The organism is Methylomicrobium lacus LW14, assembly GCF_000527095.1.
GTDB lineage: Bacteria > Pseudomonadota > Gammaproteobacteria > Methylococcales > Methylomonadaceae > Methylomicrobium > Methylomicrobium lacus.
On record NZ_AZUN01000001.1, the window covers coordinates 2,888,979 to 2,910,636 of the forward strand.

Sequence of the window (21,658 nt, forward strand, 5' to 3'; positions counted from 1 at the left end):
TTCGCTAAACCCCGTAGCGGTCGCGGTAGGCGGTGATGGCCTCCAGCACGCCGGGTCGTTCTCTGGCATTCTCGGTCAGATAGCCGATGATGTTTGCCAGCGTGATAATCGACACGACCGGCATGCCGTAACGTTGCTCGACTTCGCTGATCGCGGAGCGTTCGTCCAGGCCTTTTTCCTGCCGGTCCAGCGCGATTACGACGCCGGCCGGCGTCGCCTGGGCGGCGCGAATGATCTCGACCGACTCCCGGACCGAGGTGCCGGCGGTGATCACGTCATCCAGGATCACCACATTGCCTGCCAGCGGCGCGCCGACCAGCGTGCCGCCTTCGCCGTGATCCTTGCTTTCCTTGCGGTTGAACGCAAACGGAATGTCGCTGCCGGTCAGTTCCGCATAGGCGATCGAGGTGGTGCTGACCAGCGGGATGCCTTTATAAGCGGGCCCGTACAGGATGTCGGTCTTGATGCCGGACTGGATCAGCGCCTGCGCATAGAAGCGTCCGAGGCGGCCCAGTTTCGCGCCGGTATTGAACAGGCCGGTATTGAAGAAGTAAGGACTGGTGCGGCCGGATTTCAATTGGAATTCGCCGAATCTGAGGACGCCGCATTCGAGCGCATAACGGATGAATTGTTGTTGATAGTCGTGCATAACAGTGATAGCTCTAAGGGTAGGTGAAAAAAATCAGGTGATGAAATTCTGCAAAACCGTATCCAGAAAATCCCAGCCTTTTTCGGAGCAAACATAGCGGCCGTCCTGAAGGATCAGCAGATTTTGCCGGCAATTGTTCGACAAGCCGGGTTCCAGCGCGGCGGGCGCAAGGCCGGTCGCCGCGGTAAACGCATCCAGCGTGAAGCCTTGCTTCAGACGCAGATGATTCATCACGTATTCGAGCGGCAACTCCTGCACCACGATCGCCTGTGCGCCGCCCTGCCCGTGCGTGTCTTGCAGATATTGCTCTGGTCCTCTCGGCTTGCTGGTACGGACGATGTTTGCCGGCAAGGCCAGCGAAATCTTGCCGTGCGCGCCGGCGCCGATGCCCAGATAATCGCCGAATTGCCAATAATTCAGATTATGCCGGCATTGCCTTCCGGGCCGGCTGTAAGCCGAAATTTCATACTGCGCATAGCCGTGCTCGGCCAATAGCGCCTGACAGGCTTTTTGGGTCGCGAAAATCAGCTCGTCATTGGGCAGCTTCGGCGGAAATTTATAAAAATAGGTATTCGGCTCCAGCGTCAGCTGATAAAACGAAATATGCGTCGGATTCAGCCTGATCGCGGTGCGAATATCGTTGACGCCGTTGTCCTTGCTCGCGCCCGGCAAGCCGAACATCAAATCCAGGTTCAGATTGTCGAAGCCGGACTTTTGCGCGATGTCGACCGCGCGCAGCGCCTCGCGCGCCGAATGCACCCGGCCCAGCGCCTGTAGAAAGGTGTCGTCGAAACTCTGGATGCCGATCGACAGGCGGTTGATGCCGAGCGCGCGAAACTCGGCGAATTTCTCGCTTTCGAAAGTGCCGGGATTCGCTTCGAGCGTGATCTCGATATCGTCTACCCATCGGATCTGTTCGGCAATGCCGCTCAACAGACGGTCGAAGGCTTCCGGCGAAAACAGGCTCGGCGTGCCGCCGCCGACAAAAATGCTGTGGAGTGGCCGGGTGATGCGATAGCGCCGAATATCCTCGGCCAGATCGCGCAATAAGGCATCGACATAAGCCGTCTCGGGCGCGCCCTCCTTGACCGCGTGGGAATTGAAATCGCAATAGGGACATTTTTTGATGCACCAGGGAATGTGCACGTAAAGGCTGAGCGGTGGCAAGGACTATCGGGACAAATGATTGGAGAAGCGCGCAGTTTATCATGTTCACCCTCCGTCAAGGCGAACATTCCGAACGTTCCCGCAAACTCTTAAAAATTTATTCTGCCCGTCTGCTCACTTCATCCAGCAACTTGATGAAATTGCGCTTGGGTTTGAAGCGGCTGCGCAATTCCGCCAGATAATCCATAAACTCGCGCTTTCGTTCGGGGCCGTTCAGAATGCTTTCGATCCTCCGCACGAGTTCGACGGCCTCGGCATAGGCGGCATTGTTGGTTTGTTCTACGATGGTCGGAATGATCTGCCGATACAGAGCCAGGGCATCGTCAGGACGCTCCTTTTCCAGTTTGCCGGCCAGTTCGATCAGCAAATTCCGATCGCGGACGCCCGCATGCGCCGCCGTCCAGGCATCATCCAGGTTGTTTTCCCACAACGCGATTTGCAGCCGCACGGAATAATCGGGCATGCCGGGCTTCGTTTTCCAATAGCTTACGGCGGCGGCTCCTCCGGCAATGGCGTCGGCCAGTTTCGCCAGCGCGCGCTCCCGCTGTTCGGGCCAAACGCCGAGCCGTTCGGAGACCGCGTGCAGCTTTTTATAATGGTCCAGGATTGGCCGCTCTTCGAACTGCACCCAGGTCAACTGCAAGGCTTCTTCGTTGCGTTGGCTTTTGAGATAAGCCGCGACCAGAAAATCGCGCAATCGATTGTCGGTGGCGGCAGGGAAAGCGTGCAGACCGCGTTCCGCCCATTCGAGCGCCTTGTCATCCCGGCCGTTCGCGGCCCATATCCCGGCGATGGTCAGATAACGGTAAGCCGTACTCAGATCGCGCGCCTTGATCGCCACCAGTTCTTCCACGTTGCCGCTCGCTTCGGCCAGGAACTCCATGATGCGGGTAATACGGTAGCGCTGGAAATCATAAGGGCTGTCGCCGTCACGAAAACCGATCTTGGCCCATTCCGCCTCGGCCAACTCCCGGTAACGGCGGAGGCCCGCCTCGCCCAGAAGGTCGCGGTAGGCCATCGCATTGATATCGCCGTAATCATTGGCAGGCGAGATTTCCATCCGGAACAGCCGCTCCGCCAGCGCTTGCGGGTCCGGCTTCGCCAGCCGGCAGGCTTGCAGGTGCAAATCGCCCAACCGGCTCAGGATGCCGCCGACCTCGCCGTTGGAATCGTCTATGTTGTCGAGCGCTTTTGCTACGCGTCCGATCGCATATTCGGTCAACTCCATCAGCATAGGTGCATCCTCCGGCGTCGATAAGGTCGCTATCGCATCCACAACCTGATCGAGCTCATCCGCAAAAGCCCCCGCATCACCCCAGTCCATAAAACCGCGAACCTGGGTCGCCTTCTCGATGGCCTCGCGATAGGCCTTGACGGCATGAGCGCCGCCGGCAACGGACTCGGCCTTGAGCAATAGCGTCCGGTATAGGCGATCATCCTGTTCCGCCGCATCCATCAACCACGCGATCAATGTGTCCGGCGACTGGATCTCCAGATAGTCCCGAATCGTGCGCCACGGATCGGGACGCTGGCCGCTGCCGTCTTCGTGTTCGGCAAGCCAGGCCAGACCGACCGCCACGCAGTGTTTGCAGAAAAAACCGTCCGCCGCGTTCGGACAACTGCAATCGTGTCCAAGATAGTCCCCGGTCGTCCCGCAGTTCGACATGGTAGGTTTCGGTGCCATCGACGCGCGCGCTGACTTTACGGCCCGTCTCGCGCAGCGGCCCTACTTGGCCGTCCTCATAATACGCCTCGCCGCGCGCGAAAACCGCTGGGCCGGCCAGGTTTTTGAGGGCGTTGCGGGTAATAAGCTTTTCAAACATAGATAAATTATGAGGGGGGTAAGATAAAATCACTGGTAAGCCGTAGGTCGCCAATAAACCACGACGGTGTTTTGCATTCGTTAAGGCGCACTGCACGGATCATCCATTTTGTAGACGGCATCGCCATTGCGCCATAATTCATATTCGCTGATATCGATAGCCCGCGTAGGTCCTTATCCGCATAGCATGCTGGAATTCATTTGCAAATATACGGCACTACAAAACGAATGTCCTTGCCATTCTGCCGAATCAAATTCCTAAGACCCAAAGACTTGAATTTTGGGTCTTTATGCAACCCTTTTTTATAATTCTCTTCGATGCTCACCGCGTCTTTATCGTAAATGGTAAAGTCACCATCGGCCAACTTTTTCATCCGCTTGACAAAACCACGAGTCAACTCAAAACATTCAATTTTATCTTTTACAAAGCCTAAAGCTGTAGTAAAGCCTTGTCTGCTAACCAAAATAGACACCATGCTTTCTTTATTTTCCAGTTCATTCTCCGCAACCCTAAACGAAAATAATTCATCGGCAAAGAAAACCGTTTCAGGTCTGATTGACAACCGAAATAAGCGATCCCGGCGATTTTCCATCACCAAATCTCTGCCGTTTAGAAAAGCCGCCAGTTCCATCAATTCCGCCCGAATGGGCGAATGTTCGTCCACTTCCAGCCAGCCATGAGGATGAAAACCGATATTTTTTTCGAGCGATGCGAATTCGAATTCAAAACCACGCAAATGTGCCGCCAGGCCAAGAATCAACGCTAATTGACGGGGAGTTAATGCTAAATCCAGCGGTTTTTCCTTACCCAGCACACCCGCCATGACGGGTTTTTCTGGATTTCTTGGCAGGGTAATGCCGTATTTTTCCTTATCCGACAAATAGCTCGGAACAAAGCTGTCCGGCAGGGCCGATAACTCGGCGGCCAGCGCCGCATGATTGCCGGCAAATTCATCATACAACGCCTTGATGTACGGAATTTTGCCGTCGGTGGTTTCCCCCCGTTCGATGTCGGCAAGTGAAAGCCAAGTCAGCCGAGAATCGCTATTCACGCGTTGCTGTAAAAACAAATAACCGTCAAGCGTCAGTTCGATATTAAAAATATCCAGATAATACTCGGTCAAGGCATGATTTGGTGCCGCGCCTTGAACTTGTCGATACGGTTGCAAACGACGCCAGAGCTCGAATTTGTAATGTGTATCAAACACCAAGCCAGCCTCTTCGCGCAATTCCCGCTTCAAGGTTTCCGGCAAGGCGTTTTTAATGAGGGGCGAATCAGGCGATTGTAGCGCTTTTAGTAATTCGGCCTTGTCGGCCACACCCCACACGTCATGCTGATTGGCGCGTCCGCCGATCAAACCATAATCACCCGCTGTTCTGTCGAAATTCTTTTTTGTATCTTCGCGTTGGTAGAACAGAATTTTGCCGTCCAGCTTGATGATACTCCAGGCTACGTAACAGTACCGAATCGGCTGAGCTTGTTGACTGATTTGATGTTGAAAACGCGCCTGCTCAATCCAGCGCAACACGTCGCGTTGTTGCTCTTTGCGGCTGTTGTCGATATCCCGAGTATTCCAGAAATGAGGCGTAAAAAAACGTGATTCGCCGTCGCTCATCGCGGTCAAAACCGAAGTTGCCAGCAACTGGGCCGGAAAAGAGACGAAACTCCATTCGCCTTTCGCAAGATCATCGAGGTTCAAAACCGACAAAGTATCGAGCAGCCTTTCGCACCACATGACCGTATTCTCGGCGACAGCCGGCTCGACCGCATGATGCTCGCTGATCGCCCGAATTAAACTGATCCTATCGACGCTGTAAAAATCGCCTTCCTCTTCCGCATAACGCGGCAATTCCCGAATAAGCGTTTTGATTAGGTTATCGGCCATGGAGATTTCGAGTTTGAAGATAAAGTTGATCTGGAATTTCGATTTTTACCATTGCGACCATTCGATTTTTACTCTTCCCAATCTTCAAATGCCAATCCCTTGACCCGCCCGAATTCCCGAGTATTGTGCGTTATCAAAATGACTTCATGAGCCAACGCAATGGCGGCAATCATGAAATCATTGGCGCCGATGGGCTTTCCGATCGCGCTCAGCTCGCTGCGTATCTTGCCGTAAAATGCTGCCGCCTTATCATCGAAAGGCAAGGATTGAAAATGGGCGCAGAAATTTTCGACTTTGGACAAACTGCCTACCGGGTTCTGGCTTTTCATCGCGCCGTAAAGAAGTTCCGCTTTAACCACCGAACACAACACGACTTCCTGAGGCTGGCACATTTCCAGTCGCTGTTTTAACCGATCGGAACGCTTGTTCAGAAAAACGATGCAGGCGTTGGTATCCAATAAATATCTCATGAAATGGGCCCGACTTCATCCAGGTCGGGTTGCTCGGGGCGTTCCAAAGGAGTATCGGCCAAACAGCCATAGCTTTCGTTAATGAACGCCAACCAATTCTGCCGCTCGACGGTCTCCTTGCGCGGCTGAATAATCACTACCAACTCCACATCCTGATTGGCGTATTCGGAGGGCAGCGTTAGATGGAGTTGGGCGTTGTTTTCTATGTGTGTGGTGAATTGTAAAGTTTTCATAATTTTTACTCTGGTGGAAAACTGCAATAGAAAATGTGCCTTGCCAATTCAAACATATAAGTAGTATCTTCGTATTTAAAGTCATAAAACTTTATTTCCAGAAGACTTTTTCTATTTCCAGTGCTAATAAAGGGGTTGGATGTACAAAGCCAGAACATTTGATAAAGCAACTTAATGAATAATTGCTTATCATTCCGGACTGGCGAATTACTTAGCTGAATATTGTTAGCCAGTTCGTTAAAATAAAAAGCATCTTCAATTTTTATATCTTTTTTATGGCTTTCGTCTAGTACAATATTTTTTAAAGAAAGATATGTTTCACTAACAGGAATCGTTTTGGATTTAAAATCGTTCTCCGATAATGCTTCCTTTTCAAATAGGCTTAGCAATATTTTTTCGTAGCCATGAAGATCCCCATTCCCGTAGTTAAACATAACAAGCATGTTTATCATAAACAAATAAGCAACCAGCTTTTCATTTATTTCGGAAAATAAGTTTGAATTATGCGTTATCCAATGCCGTGTATTTCGCATTATCCAAGCCAAAACTGCATCATTTTTCTCTTTATCCCGTTTTATAAACTTTGCAGAATCCCATTCATGAGAAAGGGTTCTGACAAAAAGCTTATACAAGGCGTGTTTGTTTTTAGGTTCTTGCAAAGGTAAAAACGCTTCTAATATTTCTAAATAACTGATTAAATCCTTAAACTCAGCGGGCTCGTTTTTATTTGTAAAATTTTTGAAATATAATTTACTGCTGTCTAGCTTCTTCGCATATTGACAACCTTCAATAATTCCGCGGCGCAGTTTAGAGTAAGAGTTGTGACTATTTTCTAAAATCCACTCATGTGCGTAAGAGTCTTCTGATTTAGGATATATATTGGGTTGTTTTATTTTAGCGCTTTCAAAAGCTTCAAGCGTGGAACTCAATTTATCGCCATTCTGTGAACAAAAAAGTATGTTTTGTTTTGGAAAGCCAAGTTCAATTACTAATTCCGAATAAATATGAAAGCCGGCATACGGCCTCACTTCCTTACACTTTTCCCCTAATAGCGCTTCATCTTCCGATTCGTCATTTGGCTTTTTATAGCCATGAAATTTTTCGAGCAACTCAAGGAGACAAGTACTAGGTTCCCCTGTATAAGCAGGCAAATCAATATCTAAAATGATGTAGTCGATCTTGTTCAAGTCGTTTCTAATGAAACGTAACCCATCATCCAAACTCGTTTCAATAAAAACTCCGAATTTTTCTAAGTTTGCTTTTAATTGCCGCTTGTTGTCTGAAAAACTCTGTTTATCAATAATGCCGGAAAATAGGTTACTTGCCGTAGTTATTGCAGAATTATCAAAGTCTTCTATCCACAGAAAATAACTCATCTTCCACCCTGCCTTTACAGAAATTTGTTAAGAATGCCGAATTCGACCACAAAATCATCCTGCAGCGCGGGCTTGGTAAACCGACTCCCTGTTTTTCGTGCCAAGGCCGATAAAAACGCATGCCCCTTACGGCTACCCTTAATGATGGTGCGTTCGCTTCGCGTTGAAGGATTGCGGCAGCTCAACACCCGACAACCCTCGCGCTCCGCCCACTCCAAAACCACCGGCTGCCGGGTTGGAGACGAATAGTATTTAAAGGCATTTACCAGGATTTCATTGAGCAGAATCGTTAAAAACGACTCCTTGACCCAGAACTCCTTGAAGCGAATGTCCGCATCGTCAAAGCCCTTTATTTCCAGTTTAAAAAAATGTTGTTCCAGCCACGCCAGACGTTCCTCCAATCCAGCGGATTGCATCAATAACTGCGCGTAACTTTGCTCCCACTCGGCTTGCAACTGCTGCTCCAGCTCATAAAAGTCATCATACCAACTTTTGAAGCTCAGTTCCGGCGCACAAAGACCGTGAGCTTTCGCATAGGCCAGATAATGTTGCTGGATTTTCTCGGTGGCCGACGCGGAAAGCAGGTGCAACATGATCATATCCAGGGTTTTACCAAAGACAGACATAAGACTGCCGGTGCCACGATGATCCTGTTTCAGCCTTTCGTTGAGCACGTCCGGGTCGGTGGAAATGATGCTGAAAACATCCAGCAGACCGCGCATGGTCTGCGCGGCTTCGGTATACAGCTTGACCTGGTTTTCGTGGGTGGTGTTGTAGATGATGGCATCCAGAGGGCTGCGGAATTTGTGGGCGAACATCGCCATGGTTTCTTCTAGTTCGCTTTCTTTTGCTTTCAAACTTTGATTTGTTTTATCAAGTTTAAGCTGTTGGAAAAGTACTTCACGAAAAGGCTCAAATAATATTCTTTCATGCTCAGTCACTTCTTTTAAAAAACCTTCGATGTGTTCCTCGGCCAATAAGTACTCACCAGATCGAATAAATACGTTAAGCCGAAGCGATAAAATAAAGTATTTGTCAATCCAAAGAAAAGGATAATCTCCACTAAGACCATTACACAGTATATTACCAATACCTTCTAAGTGCCGATATGTCAGTTCAGCATTTATATCATTTTCATCCAAAGCCATTTGGTCAGAAAAAACATCTAAGTACATATTTATTAAAGCTTCCCCTAAATTTTCTTCAAAGCCGCCATCGTTACCAAGCTCGTCTAAAAATGGACCTTCAGCCGCTTTTTTAAAATTAGAAATCGCCAATTCTTTATTGCTCGCAACGCCTTTCCCTGCTAAATACAATAAGCCGAGAAAAAATCGAGCCATTGCGGAATGGGGGCCTGTTTCATACCCCTTGCAGAACGTTAAGACAAAGCTCCAGCATTGTTGAATATTATTCTTCTCCCATAAGTCATATGGAACAACGATTTGAATGCCCGCATTCACAAGCCAATTCAAAGCATCTTGATTCCCCTTTTTGGCGGCTTCGACCATGTCTTCCATGCCATTCTCATAGCCTGGATATTCACGAATTAACTTTTCAATAGCCAGATTATATTGAAGCCCCCCATTATTTAAAGACATTTCAAACTCATCAAGATCGAACCCGAAAACATCATTACTTAACGCTTTGTCTTTATTGCTTTTGTCTTGTGAGTTTTCCATGATTAATTCCTTTATTTTTCGTTTTAACTAACGCTTTAGATTTTTTCAACCGCGTTGATTGTTCAAATTTTCGACATTAATTGGTATCTGCAATTCTTTCCCAACATCCTGCAACATTTTAATTGCTGTCGGTCTATTGAAATGCGTGGTGATATACCAGCCTTGATAGAGTTTTTGAGTTTGATAGCCGTTAGCCGGTGTTCTGGCTAACAACGGTATGCCGGAAAGCCTTTTATTCAGTCGCGCGACTTTATCCAAGCCGAGCGTTGCCAGAGTTTGCACAAAGGTATCCGAGATCGTGGCCTGTTCGATAACTTTTTCGCCAATCCTTACCCTTAGCGTACCACTCGACTTGCGGGGAATCCGGCGTGAACGAATCCGGACAGGTTTCGCAACCGCTTTGCTTGGTTGCCTTTCCTCGAATCGTTTTAAACAAGCTCTCAATTCCATGTCCAGCATCTGTAATCGTTTGCAGTCATCCATTTTCGCTGCTACCGAAGCGAAATCCCTAAAAGGCTCGCCTCGGCACTTTCGATTTTGAGATCATCGGCAGCGTAGGTAATAGCGGCAAACAGTTCGTTGAATTTGCTGGTGACGGTTTCGGGCAATCTGTTCATTGTGGTGTTCTCCAAGTTTTGTCCGGTTGTTGGCGGTAATGTATATCAACGCCATTGCATTTTTCTAATCGATACGTTACGGACCGTGGCTGTCGGCCGTGTCATTGTGCAGCCATGCCGTCTCAACATGAGATTTAGTATCGGGGAAACTTTGCGATTTGTAATGGGAGAACTGTGGGAGTTTTTCTGCGAGAAACAATCTCGACTTACAAGCGGAGACAATCCGTTTTCATGTTTGAAATGATTTTCGCAAATGCTTCTTTTTCATTGACATCCACCTCTTACCCTCTATAATCACCGCCTGCTTAAAGGTTCCATTGATGCAATTTCGTCAATGATTAAACGGGAAGCCGGTGAGGAAACTCCAAGGCCGGCGCTGCCCCCGCAACGGTAAATAAGTTAAGCATCATCAACAGCCACTGTGCGCGAGCATGGGAAGGCGATGATGCAGGGAAACCGCTTATGAGCCCGGAGACCGGCCTGAAAGTATCACTCGGAACAGCGGAGGGCTGTCCGCGACACGATCACGGCGGTTTTCCCGCCTGCCTGTGCGTTCGTCCTCCGCTGTGTAACTCACCCAAATGCGCGGGCGGCGCAGAGGACAACATGCAAAAACTGCTTTTCGGTTCGCTATTGCTGGCGGGCTTCCCTACTCTTGCCCAGGCCGAGGACACCTCTCCCGGCGACTCCAACGCTTTACCCGAAATGGTCGTGACCGCAACCCGGTCGGAAGTCGACAAAAATGAGCTCGCCACGGCCAGCACGATCTATACCCGCAAGGATATCGAACGGCTGCAGGCCAAGACCCTTCCCGAACTGCTGAAAGGCACCACCGGCATAGACCTGACGCAACAAGGCGGCGACGGCAAGACGACCAGCGTGTTCATGCGCGGCACCAACTCCGATCATGTCTTGGTGTTGATCGACGGCATCAAGGTCGGCTCTGCAACCTTGGGCACGACGGCGTTCGAGTTCATTCCGATCGATCAGATCGAACGCGTGGAAATCATCCGCGGCCCGCAATCGAGCCTTTACGGTTCGGAAGCGATCGGCGGCGTGATCCAGATCTTTACCCGCAAAGGCGGCCAGAGCGAAAAACCCACGGTCACACTGGATGCCGGCGGCGGCAATTACGATACGATGCGAGCAGCGGGCACGGTCAGCGGCAAGTGGCAAAATTCCTGGTATAGCGTCGGCGCATCGCATTACAACACCCAGGGATTTAATACCCGCGAACCGGTGACCGGCTTTTTCGGCGTCGATCAGCCGGATGACGACGGCTATCACAACACCGGCGTGAATGCGCGCCTCGGCCACCGCTTTGCGAATAATGCCGAAATTGACGCCTCCTTTATGCATTCGGAAGGCAGAAGTGATTTTGACGGCACCCAGCAGGACAAAGCCAAATTCATCAACGAGGTGGCATCACTCTCCGGCAGCCTGAACTTGTTCGACTTCTGGAAATCGACCGTACGTCTCGGCCATAGTTTTGACGACAATAATAATTTTGCACCCAACGGCGTCTTTGCGTCGCGTTTTTATACGCAGCGCTGGAATGGCACCTGGCTGAATGAATTTAACCTGACCGAAGACCATCAACTGCTGCTCGGTTTTGATGGCCGCAATGATGAAGTCGACAGCACGCAAAAGTTTAGCGCCAGCTCCCGCTATGATTTCGGCGTTTTCGGCAATTTGCATAGCCGGGTTTTCGAGGATCATTTCATCAATGCCTCGGTGCGCTGGGATAAAAATGAAGCCTTCGGCGACAATGTCACCGGCAACATCGGCTGGCGATATAACTCGCCGATCGGCATCAGCCCTTTTGCGAGCTTCGGCAAAGCCTTCAAGGCGCCGACTTTCAACGATCTTTATTGGCCAAACACGGGCTTTGCCTTCGGCAATACCAATTTAAAGCCCGAAGAATCGACGACGGCCGAAATCGGCGTCGCCGGCAACCATAAGCTTGTGCAATGGGAAGTCCGCGCGTATCACACCAATATTGATGACCTGATCAATTGGGCGCCGGTGAATCCAACGAATCCCTCCTCGCCATGGACACCTCAAAATGTCAGTAAAGCGCAGATTGATGGCTTGGAGGGAGAAATCGGCACGCAAATTTTAGGCTGGAACGGCAAACTGAACATGACTTTGTTGGATCCGCAAAACCGGGAGACCAATAAACGCTTAAACCGCCGCTATCAAAAGAGTCTGTCGTTCGACCTGTCCCGCTCATTCGGGCCTGTCGATGTGGGCGGCATGCTTCTGCTGCAAGGCGACCGTTTCGATGATCCTGGCAATACGGTTCATGTCAATGGCTACGCCACGCTAGACTTACGCGCCGCCTATCATTTCGACAAAAACTGGATGATCAACGCCAAGGTCAATAATCTGCTGGATAAACAATACCAACTGGTGGATACTTATAATACGGCGGACCGCAACTTCTTCGTTTCTATCCATTATAATAACTGACCGCGCGCCGGGACCGGCGCATAACCCGAATCACCTTGGAGATAATCTCATGACCACGACACAACGCCTGCAAACACGGTCTTGCCCTATCGCACTGATTGCGCTGATGGTGCTGACCCGCTTCCATCACTTCGGCGACATGCTGCATATGCCCGATGCCTCGCTGGCGGTATTTTTCTTTGCCGGCTTCTACCGGAAACCGTCCTTGTTTGCGTTTCTGTTGGTGCTGGCGGGAGTGATCGATTATCTCGCGATCGCAAACGGCACCAGCGCCTGGTGCGTGTCTCCCGCTTATGTGTTCCTGATTCCGACTTACGCGGTGATGTGGCTGGCTGGACGTTATTGCAGCCGCTATACGGTGCTCGATTTCGTCGGCGTATCATTGACCTTCGGCATGGTGATGCTTTCCGCCACGATAGCCTTCCTGATCTCGAACGGCAGCTTTTATCTGCTTTCAGGACGCTACGATCCGCTCTCTTGGAGTGAATATACCGCTCGCGTCGTTCAGTATTATCCGCCCTATGCCGGCTCGACCCTGCTTTATGCCGCAGTGGGATTCGCAATAATCAAAATCTTGATCAACATGCCGAAATTCCAAAGCCGTCAAAAAGCGCTTTGATTCGCTGTACCGGTTCCCAGGGCGGATAAGCGCTAGCCTATCCATCCTGGGGGTCACTTTATTTCATCTGCAACTTCAGTCCCGCCGTGCAGAAGAACACCTGTTCGCAATGCGCCGCAATCAACTGCGCGGCCTTGCCGGACAGATCGACATACTGCCTGGCCAGCCGATTGTCAGGGATGATGCCGAGGCCGACCTCGTTATGCACCAGCACCATACTGCACGGCAATTGCATCACCGCATCCAGTTCTTCCAAGATTCCCGCCACCGAAACCCCGTGAAAGAGCTGATTGTTCAGCCACATCGAAATGCATTCGACCAGCACCGGCCCTGGGCATTGTTGTAAAGCCGCCAGCAATTTGACCGGCTCCTCGATCGTGACGAACGCATCCTGCCTCCGCTCCTGATGCGCATCGATCCGCTTTCGCATTTCATCGTCGATAAACTCGGTCGTCGCCAGGTAGTAGGGTTTGCGGCCGCCCGTTTGTTCCAGAATGTAAGCTTCCGCCAGACGCGATTTGCCGCTTTTGACGCCGCCGGTAAATAAAGTCTTCATAACGTCGCCAAGATACGATCGATATCGACATGCGCGGCGACCATCTCCGCGAAGCGCCGGATTTCTCCGTTGCGGTATTCCTGATAACAAAACCCCTGATAGGCCGGATGGATCGCCTTGAAATAGTCGGCGCGAAAGCCGTCGTGATCGAATACGCCGTGCACATGCGTTCCGGCGATGCGGCCTTGTTGATAAGACACCGGATAAGCTTGCAGGCGGCCGCAGTGGATTTCATAACCCGCTATCGCCTCATGCGAAAACAGCCGGTAAGCGCCGCGCGCGAGTATCTTCGGGCTTTGATAGATCACCTCGTCATCGATCAGGCCCAGACCTTCCTCGACACCCGCGACCTCGTGTTCGAGCGCATCGGGATCGTGCAGCGTTTTGCACAGCATTTGATAGCCGCCGCAAAGCCCGAATATCGGCCCGGCAAATTTCTGTAATTCCGCAAACAGCCCTTGCCGCTTCAGCCAATGCAAATCGCGGATCACGGTCTTGCTGCCCGGCAACAGCACCATGTCGAAGGCGGCCAGCGGGCGGTAGTCTCGAATCACCTCGACATCGATCTCCAGATCTGCGATCAACACGTCGAGATCGTTATAATTGCTGAGCCCCGGATAGGCGATCACCGCGATCCGGATCTTGACCGCGCCGAGGCGCTGACGGTAGTTCTGCAGCGACTGCGAGTCCTCCATGTCGATATTCAGCGACTGGAACGGCACGACGCCGAGCACCGGCACGCCGAAACGCTCCGCGATGATCTTCTCTCCCTCATCGAAAAAACGCCGGTCGCCGCGAAACTTGTTCACGATCACGCCGATCAGATTCGCCCGCATAATAGGGTCCATCAACTCCAGCGTGCCGTAGATCGATGCGAACACGCCGCCGCGCTCGATGTCGGCAACCAGAATGTTTTGCGTGTTGAAAGTCTTCGCGACAAAGGTGTTCGATAAATCCTTCTCCAGAAGATTCAGCTCGACCGGAGAGCCCGCGCCTTCGGCGATCACCAGTTCGAAGTCGTCTCTGAGGCCATTGAACGCTTTTTCGACCTCGCCCCGCAAGGCGCCGATATGGTCGTAGTAGTCGGCGATAGACTGATTCTGAAACACCTTGCCGTTCACGATCACCTGCACCGAACCGTTGCCGTGCGACTTCAACAGCACCGGATTGAAACGGCAGCTCGGCTCGACGCGCGCGGCTTCGGCCTGGAGACATTGCGCCCTGGAAATCTCGCCGCCTTCGACGGTCACCGCCGAATTGTTCGAAACATTCTGCGCCTTGAACGGCGCGACCTTGATGCCGCGGTCGGCAAAAATCCGGCATAAAGCCATCACCAGCGTGGTTTTGCCGGCATCGGAACTGGTGCCGAAAACGGCCAAGGGTTTCATCATTTGTTCAGATAATCGATGTAGGTATAAGCATTTTGATGGCGCAGCTTGTGCACAGAGCCCGGATCGATGCGCAATTGAAACGCATTCGCCAGCGGCAGGGTCAGCACATGCGCGAGCAAGGCGCGTATCGCGCCGGCATGGGTTACGATGACCGCCTGTTCTAACGGTTGTTGCAAGAGGTCCCGCCAGAAATCGCCGATGCGTTCGTATAAGTCGGTAAAGCTTTCGCCATTCGGCGGCGCGGACTCGACAAAATTTGCGCTCCAATGCCTCAGGATTTCGGGCTCGATCGCATCAAAACGCACCCCTTCCCAGGCTCCGAAATTCAGCTCAAGCAGGCGGTCATCGGTCGTCACCTTCACCGACAACCTTTCGGCCAGTTGCGTACAACGCCTCAGCGGACTGCTGAAGACCGGGCAGTCCTCGGTCAATTCCGGCAGTTTTTGTTGCAGCGCCGACAGGTCTTCGCTGAAGCTAGCGGCTAACGCCACATCGCTCTGTCCGTAACAAAGCCCCGCTTCGGTCGCGGTACGGGTATGGCGGATCAGATAGATGTCCATAGGGCGCTGATACTCAGATAAAACACCGTCTCGGCGACCTGCTGGCAGGCGCCAAGGCAGTCACCGGTATAGCCGCCGATATGGCGGTCAAAATAGCGCCCCAGCCAGAGCGTGGAAAGCACGACAGGAACGACCGCCAACAGACAATTGCCCGGCAAGAATATGAACGGCAACAGCGCCATAGCGGCCGCGATAAAGAGATCGGCAATCCCGGGCTTGAACATCGCGATGCCGCTTTTGCTGTTTTCGGTCCGCGCGTAGGGGTAACGCCGCATCAACCCCAGCGGCATCAAGCGGCTGAAACTGTGCCCCGCGAGTAACGTCCACGGCACGATAACGGCAGGCATCGCCCCAAGCAGGCTGATCTTCAGCAGCAGCAACAGCAAGAGGCCGAGCGCGCCATAAACGCCGATCGCCGAGTCCTTCATGATCGCCAGGATGCGCTCTTTGCCGTAACCGCCGCCGAAACCGTCGCAGACATCGGCGAAACCGTCCTCGTGAAAGGCGCCGGTCACCCCAATGCCGGCGATCAATGCGATGATCACCGCCGCCGTTTGCGGCCAGAGCCCGGCGGCCAGATAAAATGCCGCCCCGGACAAAGCGCCGACCAACCAGCCGATCACCGGCAGATACACCGCCGCTTGCGGCAACTGTCGGTAATCGAGATTTTTCGGGCACGGAAGGCGAGTGTAAAAGCCGAGCGCCAAGAAGAACAGTTTTGGATGACGCATGTCAGCCGCATCCGCCACAACGGGCCTGCATGTTTATTTGCCCCGTTTCCAGCGTCCGGCAATAAAATCCAGCGCTTCCTTGATGTTCAGGTCGCGGGTCGCGCCGCCGGTGCGCACATAGAATTTTTGCGCGTTGCCCTGATCGATGAACACCGGCCGGTTCGCCGGCGAAACGATCAAGCGGCACACGTGCCTGTCGTCGATCACATGGAACAGCACATGCACGAAGGAACAAAGATCGGCGCCCAAATTCGCCGAAATGGCGGTCATCACCGCCTGTTCAAAGCCATCCTGATCCGGTTTCTTGAGCGTCTGAAAATCCTTTTCGAGGCCGATGATCTCGCCGTTATCGGCAACGCCGATCAAGAGCGTCCCGCCCACATGACTGTTCAAAAATCCGGCCAGCGTTTTCAGAATCACGCCCTCCAGCGAACGATTGATGCGCGACTCCGCCATGTCCCAGCGCAACGTCGATTTAAACTCCAGATAGGGGCCTTCCCCCTGGCGAATGATCGAAGGCAAATCCTTATCCAGTTCCGCTTTCAAATAATCGATATGGACGACGCGATTATGAATGAGCGTGTAGAAAGCCAAGGACAAGAGTCCGATCAACGCGCCGATTTCCGCATAAAAGGCCAACAGCATCAAATTGCCGTGCGAGATCTTACCCGTCAGCATATCGCCGACCTGATTCAACATAAATTGGACTGACGAAAGCGGATCGGAGGATGACTCGCGGGCGCTGATATAATCATAGCTTGGCGCCAGAACAAAAACACCGATAACGGCGCCGGCCAGCGCCGCCAACAGATAAAGCTTCATTTGTTGACGCCAGATCGTGAATATCAGCAGGAAGAATCGTTTCATGCGTTCAATGCGTGCGGGGTTCTGCCCAAAAGATAATCAATCGCGATCCACTCCGGCTTCAGCAAACGTCGCCATCTCATTCAAAAAAACCACCGCCGATAACAGTAAAGGATAAGCCAGCGCGATGCCGGAACCTTCGCCGAGGCGCATGTCCAGATTCAGCAAAGGCCGAGCATGCAGGTGATCCAGTAAGGCCCGATGCCCCTGTTCACCTGACATATGGCTGAAAACGCAATAATCAAGCACGGCAGGGCGCAATCCGGCCGCCGCCAGCAACGCGCTGCCGGCGATGAAGCCGTCAACGAGGATCAGCATGCTCAGTTCGGCCGCCTTCAGATAAGCCCCCGTCATCATCGCGATTTCGAAGCCGCCGAATGTCGCCAGGACCTCGCTCGGGTCGGACAGTCCCGGATGCCGGGTTAACGCCTGCTGTAATATCGAGACTTTATGCCGTAACTGCGCATCATCGAGGCCCGTGCCCCGGCCGACGCAGTTCTCCAGCGGCAAACCGGTCAGACAATGCATGATCAACGCCGCAGACGAGGTATTGCCGATCCCCATTTCGCCGAAACCGATGCAATTGCAGCCCTGGTCCCGCTGCTTCAAGACTAGCTCGGCGCCCTTGGCGAGAGCCATCGCGCACTGTTCTCGGGTCATCGCCGGTTGTTCCAAAAAATTGGCGGTGCCCTTGCCGATGCCGGCATCAATCAAGCCGGGCATTGCCGAAAGATCGGCATTGACGCCGGCATCGACGATCAGTAAATCGATTTGATGCTGCCTTGCAAACACATTGATCGCCGCGCCGCCTGAGGCAAAATTGGCGACCATTTGCGCGGTGACCGCTTGCGGATAGGCGCTGACCCCGGCAGCGGCCACGCCATGATCGCCCGCGAACACGATGATGCAGGGCTTGGTCAGGGAAGGCGACAGGCTGTTTTGAATCAGGCCGATTTGCAGCGCCAAAGCTTCCAGTTGCCCCAAGGCGCCGAGCGGTTTGGTCTTTTGGTCGATTTTGGCCTGCAAGGCCGGCGCCAGCGCCTGCGACAAAGGTTGAATGTCAAACATTTGCGGCACGGCCATTCCAGTGGTTTTCGAATAACAGATCGTCAAGCGGCATCCGCTGCGCCCAGCGCGCCTCTTCGAGCATCGGCTTGTCATAAAACCGTTCGACATGGCCCAGACACAAGATCGCGACCGGATGACTGTCGTCAGGCATCGCCAGCAGTTGTTTAACATCTTCAGGCTCGAACAGCGAGACCCAGCCCATACCAAGCCCTTCCGCCCTGGCCGCGAGCCAGAGATTTTGAATCGCACAGGCCAGCGAGGCGAGGTCCATCTCGGGCAGCGTGCGACGGCCGAACACGGCTTTCTCGCGCCGGTCGCATAAGGCCGCGACCAGCACGACCGCGCAGTCGAGAATGCCTTCGACCTTCAGCTTCATGAATTCGTCCTCGCGTTCGTGCAAGGCCTTGGCGGTGCGCTGCCGCTCCTGCTCGACCAGCGCATGAAGCCGTGCGCGCAAGTCATGTGCGGTGATCTGAATGAAACGCCACGGCTGCATGAAGCCGACGCTCGGGGCATGATGCGCCGCATCGAGCAGACGCCTGAGCAATTCGGGTTCGACCGGATCGGGCAGGAAATGACGCATGTCGCGGCGCTCGTAGATCGCACGATAGAGCGCGGCGCGCTCCGCGTCGGAATAACGGTGTTCTGTCATGGGATCGATAAGAATCGAGCGTCGCGCTAGAGGCAATGCTCAAAGATGATAAGGATGCGCCGCCTCGAAGCCGTGCACCTTCGCCTTGGTCGTAAAAACGGGCGGCGTCCAGCCTTCCTCTTCCTGACCGGCCAGGAAACTGGCGAGCCAGTTCGCCTGGCTGCGGATAGGCAGAATAAAGGCGTACAACTTGCCGTTCGGCAGTTCCGCGACGTCGCCGACCGCATAAATGTGCTCGTCGCTGGTCTTCAAACACTCGTCGACCTTGATGCCGCGGCCGACCGCAAGCCCCGCCTGTTCGGCCAGTTCGGTGCGCGGCTTGAAGCCGCAAGCCACGATCACCGCGTCGAATTCGGCCGCCGCCTCGGTCAATACGCAGACCTTGTCGCCTTCATTGGCGATGCTCTGCACCGACTGATTCAACAACACGTCGACGCCGGCATGATTCAGGTTTTCGAGCAGCGACAGCGAATCTTCCTCGACCAATTGCCGTTCCATCAGCCGGTCCATCGCATGGTACACCGTCACGCTGTCCCCCGAAACGGCCAGATCGGATGCGAGTTCGCAGCCTATCAGGCCGCCGCCGATGATCGCCCAGTCCGGCTGGCGATTTTGACCCAGGATGCCTTGGCGAAATTTGCGCAGCGTCTTTAAATCGGCCAGGCTATTCAGGCAAAAAAACAGTTCATGATACGCTCTTAAAGGCGGCGGAATGAAAGCCGCCGAGCCTTGCGCGATGATCAACTTGTCGTAGCTCAGCGATTTTTCCTGGCAGGCGCCTTCCAGATCGACCACGCGCGCGTCAGGGTGAATCGCGGTGATTTCGGCGCCGCTGATGATGTCGATACGATTTTCACGCAGCGCGGCGAACGATTTCAGGATAATGGTCTCTTCGATCGTATCCTTGCTGAAACCGCGCGACAGCAGAGGCCGTGAATAATAACCATCGTTCTCGTGGGTGACAATGGTAATTTCCGCGTCGGCGTTCAGCGCGCGATACTTCTCGGCAAAGGTCACGCCGGCAATCCCGGAACCAATAATCACGACTTGCATGTTCAATCTCCAGATACCCTACGCTTATTCGATCAACTCAAAATCACTTTTGACGGTGCCGCATTCCGGACAACGCCAATCGTCCGGAATATCTTCAAAACGGGTACCGGGCGCAATGCCGCCTTCGGGATCGCCCTCGCGCTCGTCATAAATGTGGCCGCAAATCGTACATTCGTATCTTCTGTATTCGGACATGAATACTCCTCCTGGGTTAAAACTAAAGCTGGCACTGCCCGAAGCAGTTATAAGACGACTGTATCAGTTCTACAGCCATTTTCAAACCGGCATCGGCGATTATTTTTTAATCGGCAGCAAATCCACCGTATTTTGGCGGTAGGCTCTGACCGCCGGCCGCTCGCACGCCAAAAAATTTCCGACCGCCTCCGCAAAGCCTGCATTGCTGATCCAGTGCGCCGAATAGGTGATCACCGGCTCGAAACCGCGCGCCACCTTGTGTTCGCCCTGCGCGAATAACCGGTTGTTGATTCTAAAACGAAAGAGTGATGCCCGATAAAGGAAAATTCACCGAGGGAGGTAAAGAATTTATTGGTTTCACTTATCGGCAAAGCAAAGAATGGTTAGAATGATCTTCCTTTTCTTGAAAACAGATCGGAGGCCGAAAATGAGCTTTAAAAGCAGTCTAGTCAAACTCGCCATCAAAATGACGCCAAACTTCCTCGTCAGATGGGTAGCCAACATCCTCCTGAAGGGCATTGCCGAATTATCGGAATTTAATTTCGATATCGACGCACGCACAGCCTATGTGCAGGCAACCCTTTACGGCGAAACCGAACCGATTGATATTTGGGTGCATGATTTTGGCATCGTCAGCGATGAAGCATCGCATTATTTGACGATTCATCAAGCGCAATCGAACAAGCCCTGGTTGAATAATTTACTCTCCCGCATCGCCGGAAAAACATGGAAAATTCCTGCGATCCCTCAATTTCAGGACGAAATTGAAATTGCCTCCGAGCTATTCAAAACCGAAAGTCAGGAAGCTGAAAATGATCAGGCATAATCGCATTACCCATGGAAGAAAAACCGATTTGATGATCGTTAAGTTTTAACATCCACTGATTCACTGAAGATAGAAACGGTTTATTCAATTACTTTATAAAGGACGGTTATGACCCTTCCAAAATCAGACTTAACCCAGCAACGCTTGCAGATATTGAAAGATTTTGACGACGACATCATAGATCAACTGCTGCACAGCGTCTCCACCTACACGGATCAAAAGCACAAGACTCTCGCCAACCAAGCCGAGGAGATTCAGGCCAAACCTTTACAAGACGGATTGGATGCGGAATGGCTCGCCGCCCTGCTCGACGACGATCACGCCTTTTTAGATGAAGCGCATAAACTGATCTACGAGCTTGCGATCGTCGCGCTCTACAAAAAAATCGAAATCACCACAAGGCGGGCTCTGGCGGCTGTCTTTCCCAGTATTGCCGCCGAACCGACTCTTAAGCTCGAAAAACTGAACAAATATTTACGCAAACAAGGCATTGAAATAGCGTTATTACCGAACTACGAGGCAATGAACGAAGTCCGGCACCTTTATAACGATATTAAGCAAGGCGGCATTGCGGGCAAAAAACTTGTCGCCTATCCAGGCTGGGAAAAGGGAGAAGCGCTTCAAAATCTGGATGTCGCCTACAAAAGGCTAGCACCGCTGTGCGCAAGCTATATCAAGGAACTAATCGAAATTCTGATGCATCATTTAAGTTGCGAGACCTTCAATGCCGAAACGAATGAAGAGGAAAGGGATAGCGGCGATTAAATCGGCG

Annotated in this window: 24 protein-coding genes and 1 riboswitch; of the genes, 4 read left to right on the plus strand and 20 right to left on the minus strand. The window is 52.3% G+C overall.

What is annotated here, in order from left to right; all coding sequences use genetic code 11:
* Positions 1 to 4: 4 nt before the first annotated feature.
* From pyrE to METLA_RS23765, 10 genes are all read right to left on the minus strand, one after another.
* Positions 5 to 649, minus strand: coding sequence for an orotate phosphoribosyltransferase (gene pyrE, locus METLA_RS0113280; protein ID WP_024299013.1), 645 nt, complete (start codon positions 647 to 649; stop codon positions 5 to 7).
* 33 nt (positions 650 to 682) lie between these two features.
* The gene (gene hemW / locus METLA_RS0113285) at positions 683 to 1,816 is read right to left on the minus strand and encodes a radical SAM family heme chaperone HemW (protein WP_024299014.1); all 1,134 of its coding nucleotides are present in this window, start codon (positions 1,814 to 1,816) and stop codon (positions 683 to 685) included.
* Between the two features lie 97 nt (positions 1,817 to 1,913).
* Positions 1,914 to 3,500, minus strand: a complete 1,587-nt coding sequence (locus METLA_RS20925; RefSeq protein WP_198408471.1) for an SWIM zinc finger family protein — start codon at positions 3,498 to 3,500, stop codon at positions 1,914 to 1,916.
* A 335-nt stretch (positions 3,501 to 3,835) separates the two neighbouring features.
* The gene (locus tag METLA_RS0113295) at positions 3,836 to 5,524 is read right to left on the minus strand and encodes a hypothetical protein (protein WP_024299016.1); all 1,689 of its coding nucleotides are present in this window, start codon (positions 5,522 to 5,524) and stop codon (positions 3,836 to 3,838) included.
* A 68-nt stretch (positions 5,525 to 5,592) separates the two neighbouring features.
* Positions 5,593 to 5,994: a type II toxin-antitoxin system tRNA(fMet)-specific endonuclease VapC gene (vapC, locus tag METLA_RS0113300; RefSeq protein WP_024299017.1), complete on the minus strand. Its 402-nt coding sequence runs from the start codon at positions 5,992 to 5,994 to the stop codon at positions 5,593 to 5,595.
* Positions 5,991 to 6,227: a hypothetical protein gene (locus tag METLA_RS0113305; protein ID WP_024299018.1), complete on the minus strand. Its 237-nt coding sequence runs from the start codon at positions 6,225 to 6,227 to the stop codon at positions 5,991 to 5,993. The genes vapC and METLA_RS0113305 overlap by 4 nt, the downstream gene beginning before the upstream one ends.
* A gap of 5 nt (positions 6,228 to 6,232) precedes the next feature.
* The gene (locus tag METLA_RS0113310) at positions 6,233 to 7,603 is read right to left on the minus strand and encodes a hypothetical protein (protein ID WP_024299019.1); all 1,371 of its coding nucleotides are present in this window, start codon (positions 7,601 to 7,603) and stop codon (positions 6,233 to 6,235) included.
* A gap of 14 nt (positions 7,604 to 7,617) precedes the next feature.
* Positions 7,618 to 9,282, minus strand: coding sequence for an SEL1-like repeat protein (locus METLA_RS0113315; RefSeq protein ID WP_024299020.1), 1,665 nt, complete (start codon positions 9,280 to 9,282; stop codon positions 7,618 to 7,620).
* Between the two features lie 45 nt (positions 9,283 to 9,327).
* Complete coding sequence (locus METLA_RS0113320; protein ID WP_024299021.1) at positions 9,328 to 9,765, minus strand: hypothetical protein; 438 nt, start codon at positions 9,763 to 9,765, stop codon at positions 9,328 to 9,330.
* Positions 9,766 to 9,773: 8 nt separating this feature from the next.
* Positions 9,774 to 9,899, minus strand: a complete 126-nt coding sequence (locus METLA_RS23765; protein ID WP_281171954.1) for a hypothetical protein — start codon at positions 9,897 to 9,899, stop codon at positions 9,774 to 9,776.
* Positions 9,900 to 10,191: 292 nt separating this feature from the next.
* A riboswitch (cobalamin riboswitch) is annotated at positions 10,192 to 10,397 on the plus strand.
* Positions 10,398 to 10,505: 108 nt separating this feature from the next.
* Here METLA_RS23765 and METLA_RS0113330 point away from each other — a divergent pair.
* Positions 10,506 to 12,371: a TonB-dependent receptor domain-containing protein gene (locus tag METLA_RS0113330; protein WP_024299022.1), complete on the plus strand. Its 1,866-nt coding sequence runs from the start codon at positions 10,506 to 10,508 to the stop codon at positions 12,369 to 12,371.
* 49 nt (positions 12,372 to 12,420) lie between these two features.
* On the plus strand, positions 12,421 to 12,990 hold the full coding sequence (locus tag METLA_RS0113335; protein WP_024299023.1) for a hypothetical protein: 570 nt from the start codon (positions 12,421 to 12,423) through the stop codon (positions 12,988 to 12,990).
* 58 nt (positions 12,991 to 13,048) lie between these two features.
* Here the strand turns inward: METLA_RS0113335 and METLA_RS0113340 are convergent, their stop codons facing one another.
* From METLA_RS0113340 to METLA_RS22070, 10 genes are all read right to left on the minus strand, one after another.
* Entirely contained in the window at positions 13,049 to 13,546 is a 498-nt protein-coding gene (locus tag METLA_RS0113340; RefSeq protein ID WP_024299024.1) for a bifunctional adenosylcobinamide kinase/adenosylcobinamide-phosphate guanylyltransferase, read from the minus strand.
* Positions 13,543 to 14,934, minus strand: a complete 1,392-nt coding sequence (locus METLA_RS0113345; RefSeq protein ID WP_024299025.1) for a cobyric acid synthase — start codon at positions 14,932 to 14,934, stop codon at positions 13,543 to 13,545. The genes METLA_RS0113340 and METLA_RS0113345 overlap by 4 nt, the downstream gene beginning before the upstream one ends.
* The gene (cobC, locus tag METLA_RS0113350) at positions 14,934 to 15,497 is read right to left on the minus strand and encodes an alpha-ribazole phosphatase (RefSeq protein WP_024299026.1); all 564 of its coding nucleotides are present in this window, start codon (positions 15,495 to 15,497) and stop codon (positions 14,934 to 14,936) included. Before cobC ends, METLA_RS0113345 begins: the two co-directional genes overlap by 1 nt.
* Positions 15,482 to 16,228, minus strand: a complete 747-nt coding sequence (gene cobS / locus METLA_RS0113355; protein ID WP_024299027.1) for an adenosylcobinamide-GDP ribazoletransferase — start codon at positions 16,226 to 16,228, stop codon at positions 15,482 to 15,484. Before cobS ends, cobC begins: the two co-directional genes overlap by 16 nt.
* 33 nt (positions 16,229 to 16,261) lie before the next feature.
* On the minus strand, positions 16,262 to 17,095 hold the full coding sequence (locus METLA_RS0113360; protein WP_024299028.1) for an AlbA family DNA-binding domain-containing protein: 834 nt from the start codon (positions 17,093 to 17,095) through the stop codon (positions 16,262 to 16,264).
* Positions 17,096 to 17,131: 36 nt separating this feature from the next.
* Positions 17,132 to 18,169, minus strand: coding sequence for a nicotinate-nucleotide--dimethylbenzimidazole phosphoribosyltransferase (gene cobT, locus METLA_RS0113365; protein ID WP_024299029.1), 1,038 nt, complete (start codon positions 18,167 to 18,169; stop codon positions 17,132 to 17,134).
* The gene (bluB, locus tag METLA_RS0113370) at positions 18,153 to 18,812 is read right to left on the minus strand and encodes a 5,6-dimethylbenzimidazole synthase (protein ID WP_024299030.1); all 660 of its coding nucleotides are present in this window, start codon (positions 18,810 to 18,812) and stop codon (positions 18,153 to 18,155) included. Before bluB ends, cobT begins: the two co-directional genes overlap by 17 nt.
* 39 nt (positions 18,813 to 18,851) lie before the next feature.
* Positions 18,852 to 19,865 (minus strand): NAD(P)/FAD-dependent oxidoreductase, encoded by a 1,014-nt coding sequence (locus tag METLA_RS0113375; RefSeq protein WP_024299031.1) that lies wholly within the window; start codon positions 19,863 to 19,865, stop codon positions 18,852 to 18,854.
* A gap of 24 nt (positions 19,866 to 19,889) precedes the next feature.
* Positions 19,890 to 20,060 (minus strand): rubredoxin, encoded by a 171-nt coding sequence (locus METLA_RS0113380; protein WP_024299032.1) that lies wholly within the window; start codon positions 20,058 to 20,060, stop codon positions 19,890 to 19,892.
* Positions 20,061 to 20,159: 99 nt separating this feature from the next.
* Complete coding sequence (locus METLA_RS22070; RefSeq protein WP_084480141.1) at positions 20,160 to 20,387, minus strand: peptidogalycan biosysnthesis protein; 228 nt, start codon at positions 20,385 to 20,387, stop codon at positions 20,160 to 20,162.
* Between the two features lie 100 nt (positions 20,388 to 20,487).
* Between METLA_RS22070 and METLA_RS0113390 the strand changes: the two genes are divergently transcribed.
* On the plus strand, positions 20,488 to 20,886 hold the full coding sequence (locus METLA_RS0113390) for a hypothetical protein (RefSeq protein WP_024299033.1): 399 nt from the start codon (positions 20,488 to 20,490) through the stop codon (positions 20,884 to 20,886).
* A 108-nt stretch (positions 20,887 to 20,994) separates the two neighbouring features.
* Positions 20,995 to 21,651 carry a hypothetical protein gene (locus METLA_RS0113395; RefSeq protein WP_152539438.1) on the plus strand — a complete coding sequence of 219 codons (657 nt, stop codon included), beginning with the start codon at positions 20,995 to 20,997 and terminating at the stop codon, positions 21,649 to 21,651.
* Positions 21,652 to 21,658 lie beyond the last annotated feature (7 nt).

Coding starts and splice junctions, on each gene's coding strand:
- pyrE (WP_024299013.1), bottom strand. CDS start 649: ATGCACGACTATCAACAACAATTCATCCGTTATGCGCTCGAATGCGGC.
- METLA_RS20925 (WP_198408471.1), bottom strand. CDS start 3,500: ATGGCACCGAAACCTACCATGTCGAACTGCGGGACGACCGGGGACTAT.
- METLA_RS0113295 (WP_024299016.1), bottom strand. CDS start 5,524: ATGGCCGATAACCTAATCAAAACGCTTATTCGGGAATTGCCGCGTTAT.
- vapC (WP_024299017.1), bottom strand. CDS start 5,994: ATGAGATATTTATTGGATACCAACGCCTGCATCGTTTTTCTGAACAAG.
- METLA_RS0113305 (WP_024299018.1), bottom strand. CDS start 6,227: ATGAAAACTTTACAATTCACCACACACATAGAAAACAACGCCCAACTC.
- METLA_RS0113310 (WP_024299019.1), bottom strand. CDS start 7,603: ATGAGTTATTTTCTGTGGATAGAAGACTTTGATAATTCTGCAATAACT.
- METLA_RS0113315 (WP_024299020.1), bottom strand. CDS start 9,282: ATGGAAAACTCACAAGACAAAAGCAATAAAGACAAAGCGTTAAGTAAT.
- METLA_RS0113320 (WP_024299021.1), bottom strand. CDS start 9,765: ATGGATGACTGCAAACGATTACAGATGCTGGACATGGAATTGAGAGCT.
- METLA_RS23765 (WP_281171954.1), bottom strand. CDS start 9,899: ATGAACAGATTGCCCGAAACCGTCACCAGCAAATTCAACGAACTGTTT.
- METLA_RS0113330 (WP_024299022.1), top strand. CDS start 10,506: ATGCAAAAACTGCTTTTCGGTTCGCTATTGCTGGCGGGCTTCCCTACT.
- METLA_RS0113335 (WP_024299023.1), top strand. CDS start 12,421: ATGACCACGACACAACGCCTGCAAACACGGTCTTGCCCTATCGCACTG.
- METLA_RS0113340 (WP_024299024.1), bottom strand. CDS start 13,546: ATGAAGACTTTATTTACCGGCGGCGTCAAAAGCGGCAAATCGCGTCTG.
- METLA_RS0113345 (WP_024299025.1), bottom strand. CDS start 14,934: ATGAAACCCTTGGCCGTTTTCGGCACCAGTTCCGATGCCGGCAAAACC.
- cobC (WP_024299026.1), bottom strand. CDS start 15,497: ATGGACATCTATCTGATCCGCCATACCCGTACCGCGACCGAAGCGGGG.
- cobS (WP_024299027.1), bottom strand. CDS start 16,228: ATGCGTCATCCAAAACTGTTCTTCTTGGCGCTCGGCTTTTACACTCGC.
- METLA_RS0113360 (WP_024299028.1), bottom strand. CDS start 17,095: ATGAAACGATTCTTCCTGCTGATATTCACGATCTGGCGTCAACAAATG.
- bluB (WP_024299030.1), bottom strand. CDS start 18,812: ATGACAGAACACCGTTATTCCGACGCGGAGCGCGCCGCGCTCTATCGT.
- METLA_RS0113375 (WP_024299031.1), bottom strand. CDS start 19,865: ATGCAAGTCGTGATTATTGGTTCCGGGATTGCCGGCGTGACCTTTGCC.
- METLA_RS0113380 (WP_024299032.1), bottom strand. CDS start 20,060: ATGTCCGAATACAGAAGATACGAATGTACGATTTGCGGCCACATTTAT.
- METLA_RS0113390 (WP_024299033.1), top strand. CDS start 20,488: ATGAGCTTTAAAAGCAGTCTAGTCAAACTCGCCATCAAAATGACGCCA.
- METLA_RS0113395 (WP_152539438.1), top strand. CDS start 20,995: ATGACCCTTCCAAAATCAGACTTAACCCAGCAACGCTTGCAGATATTG.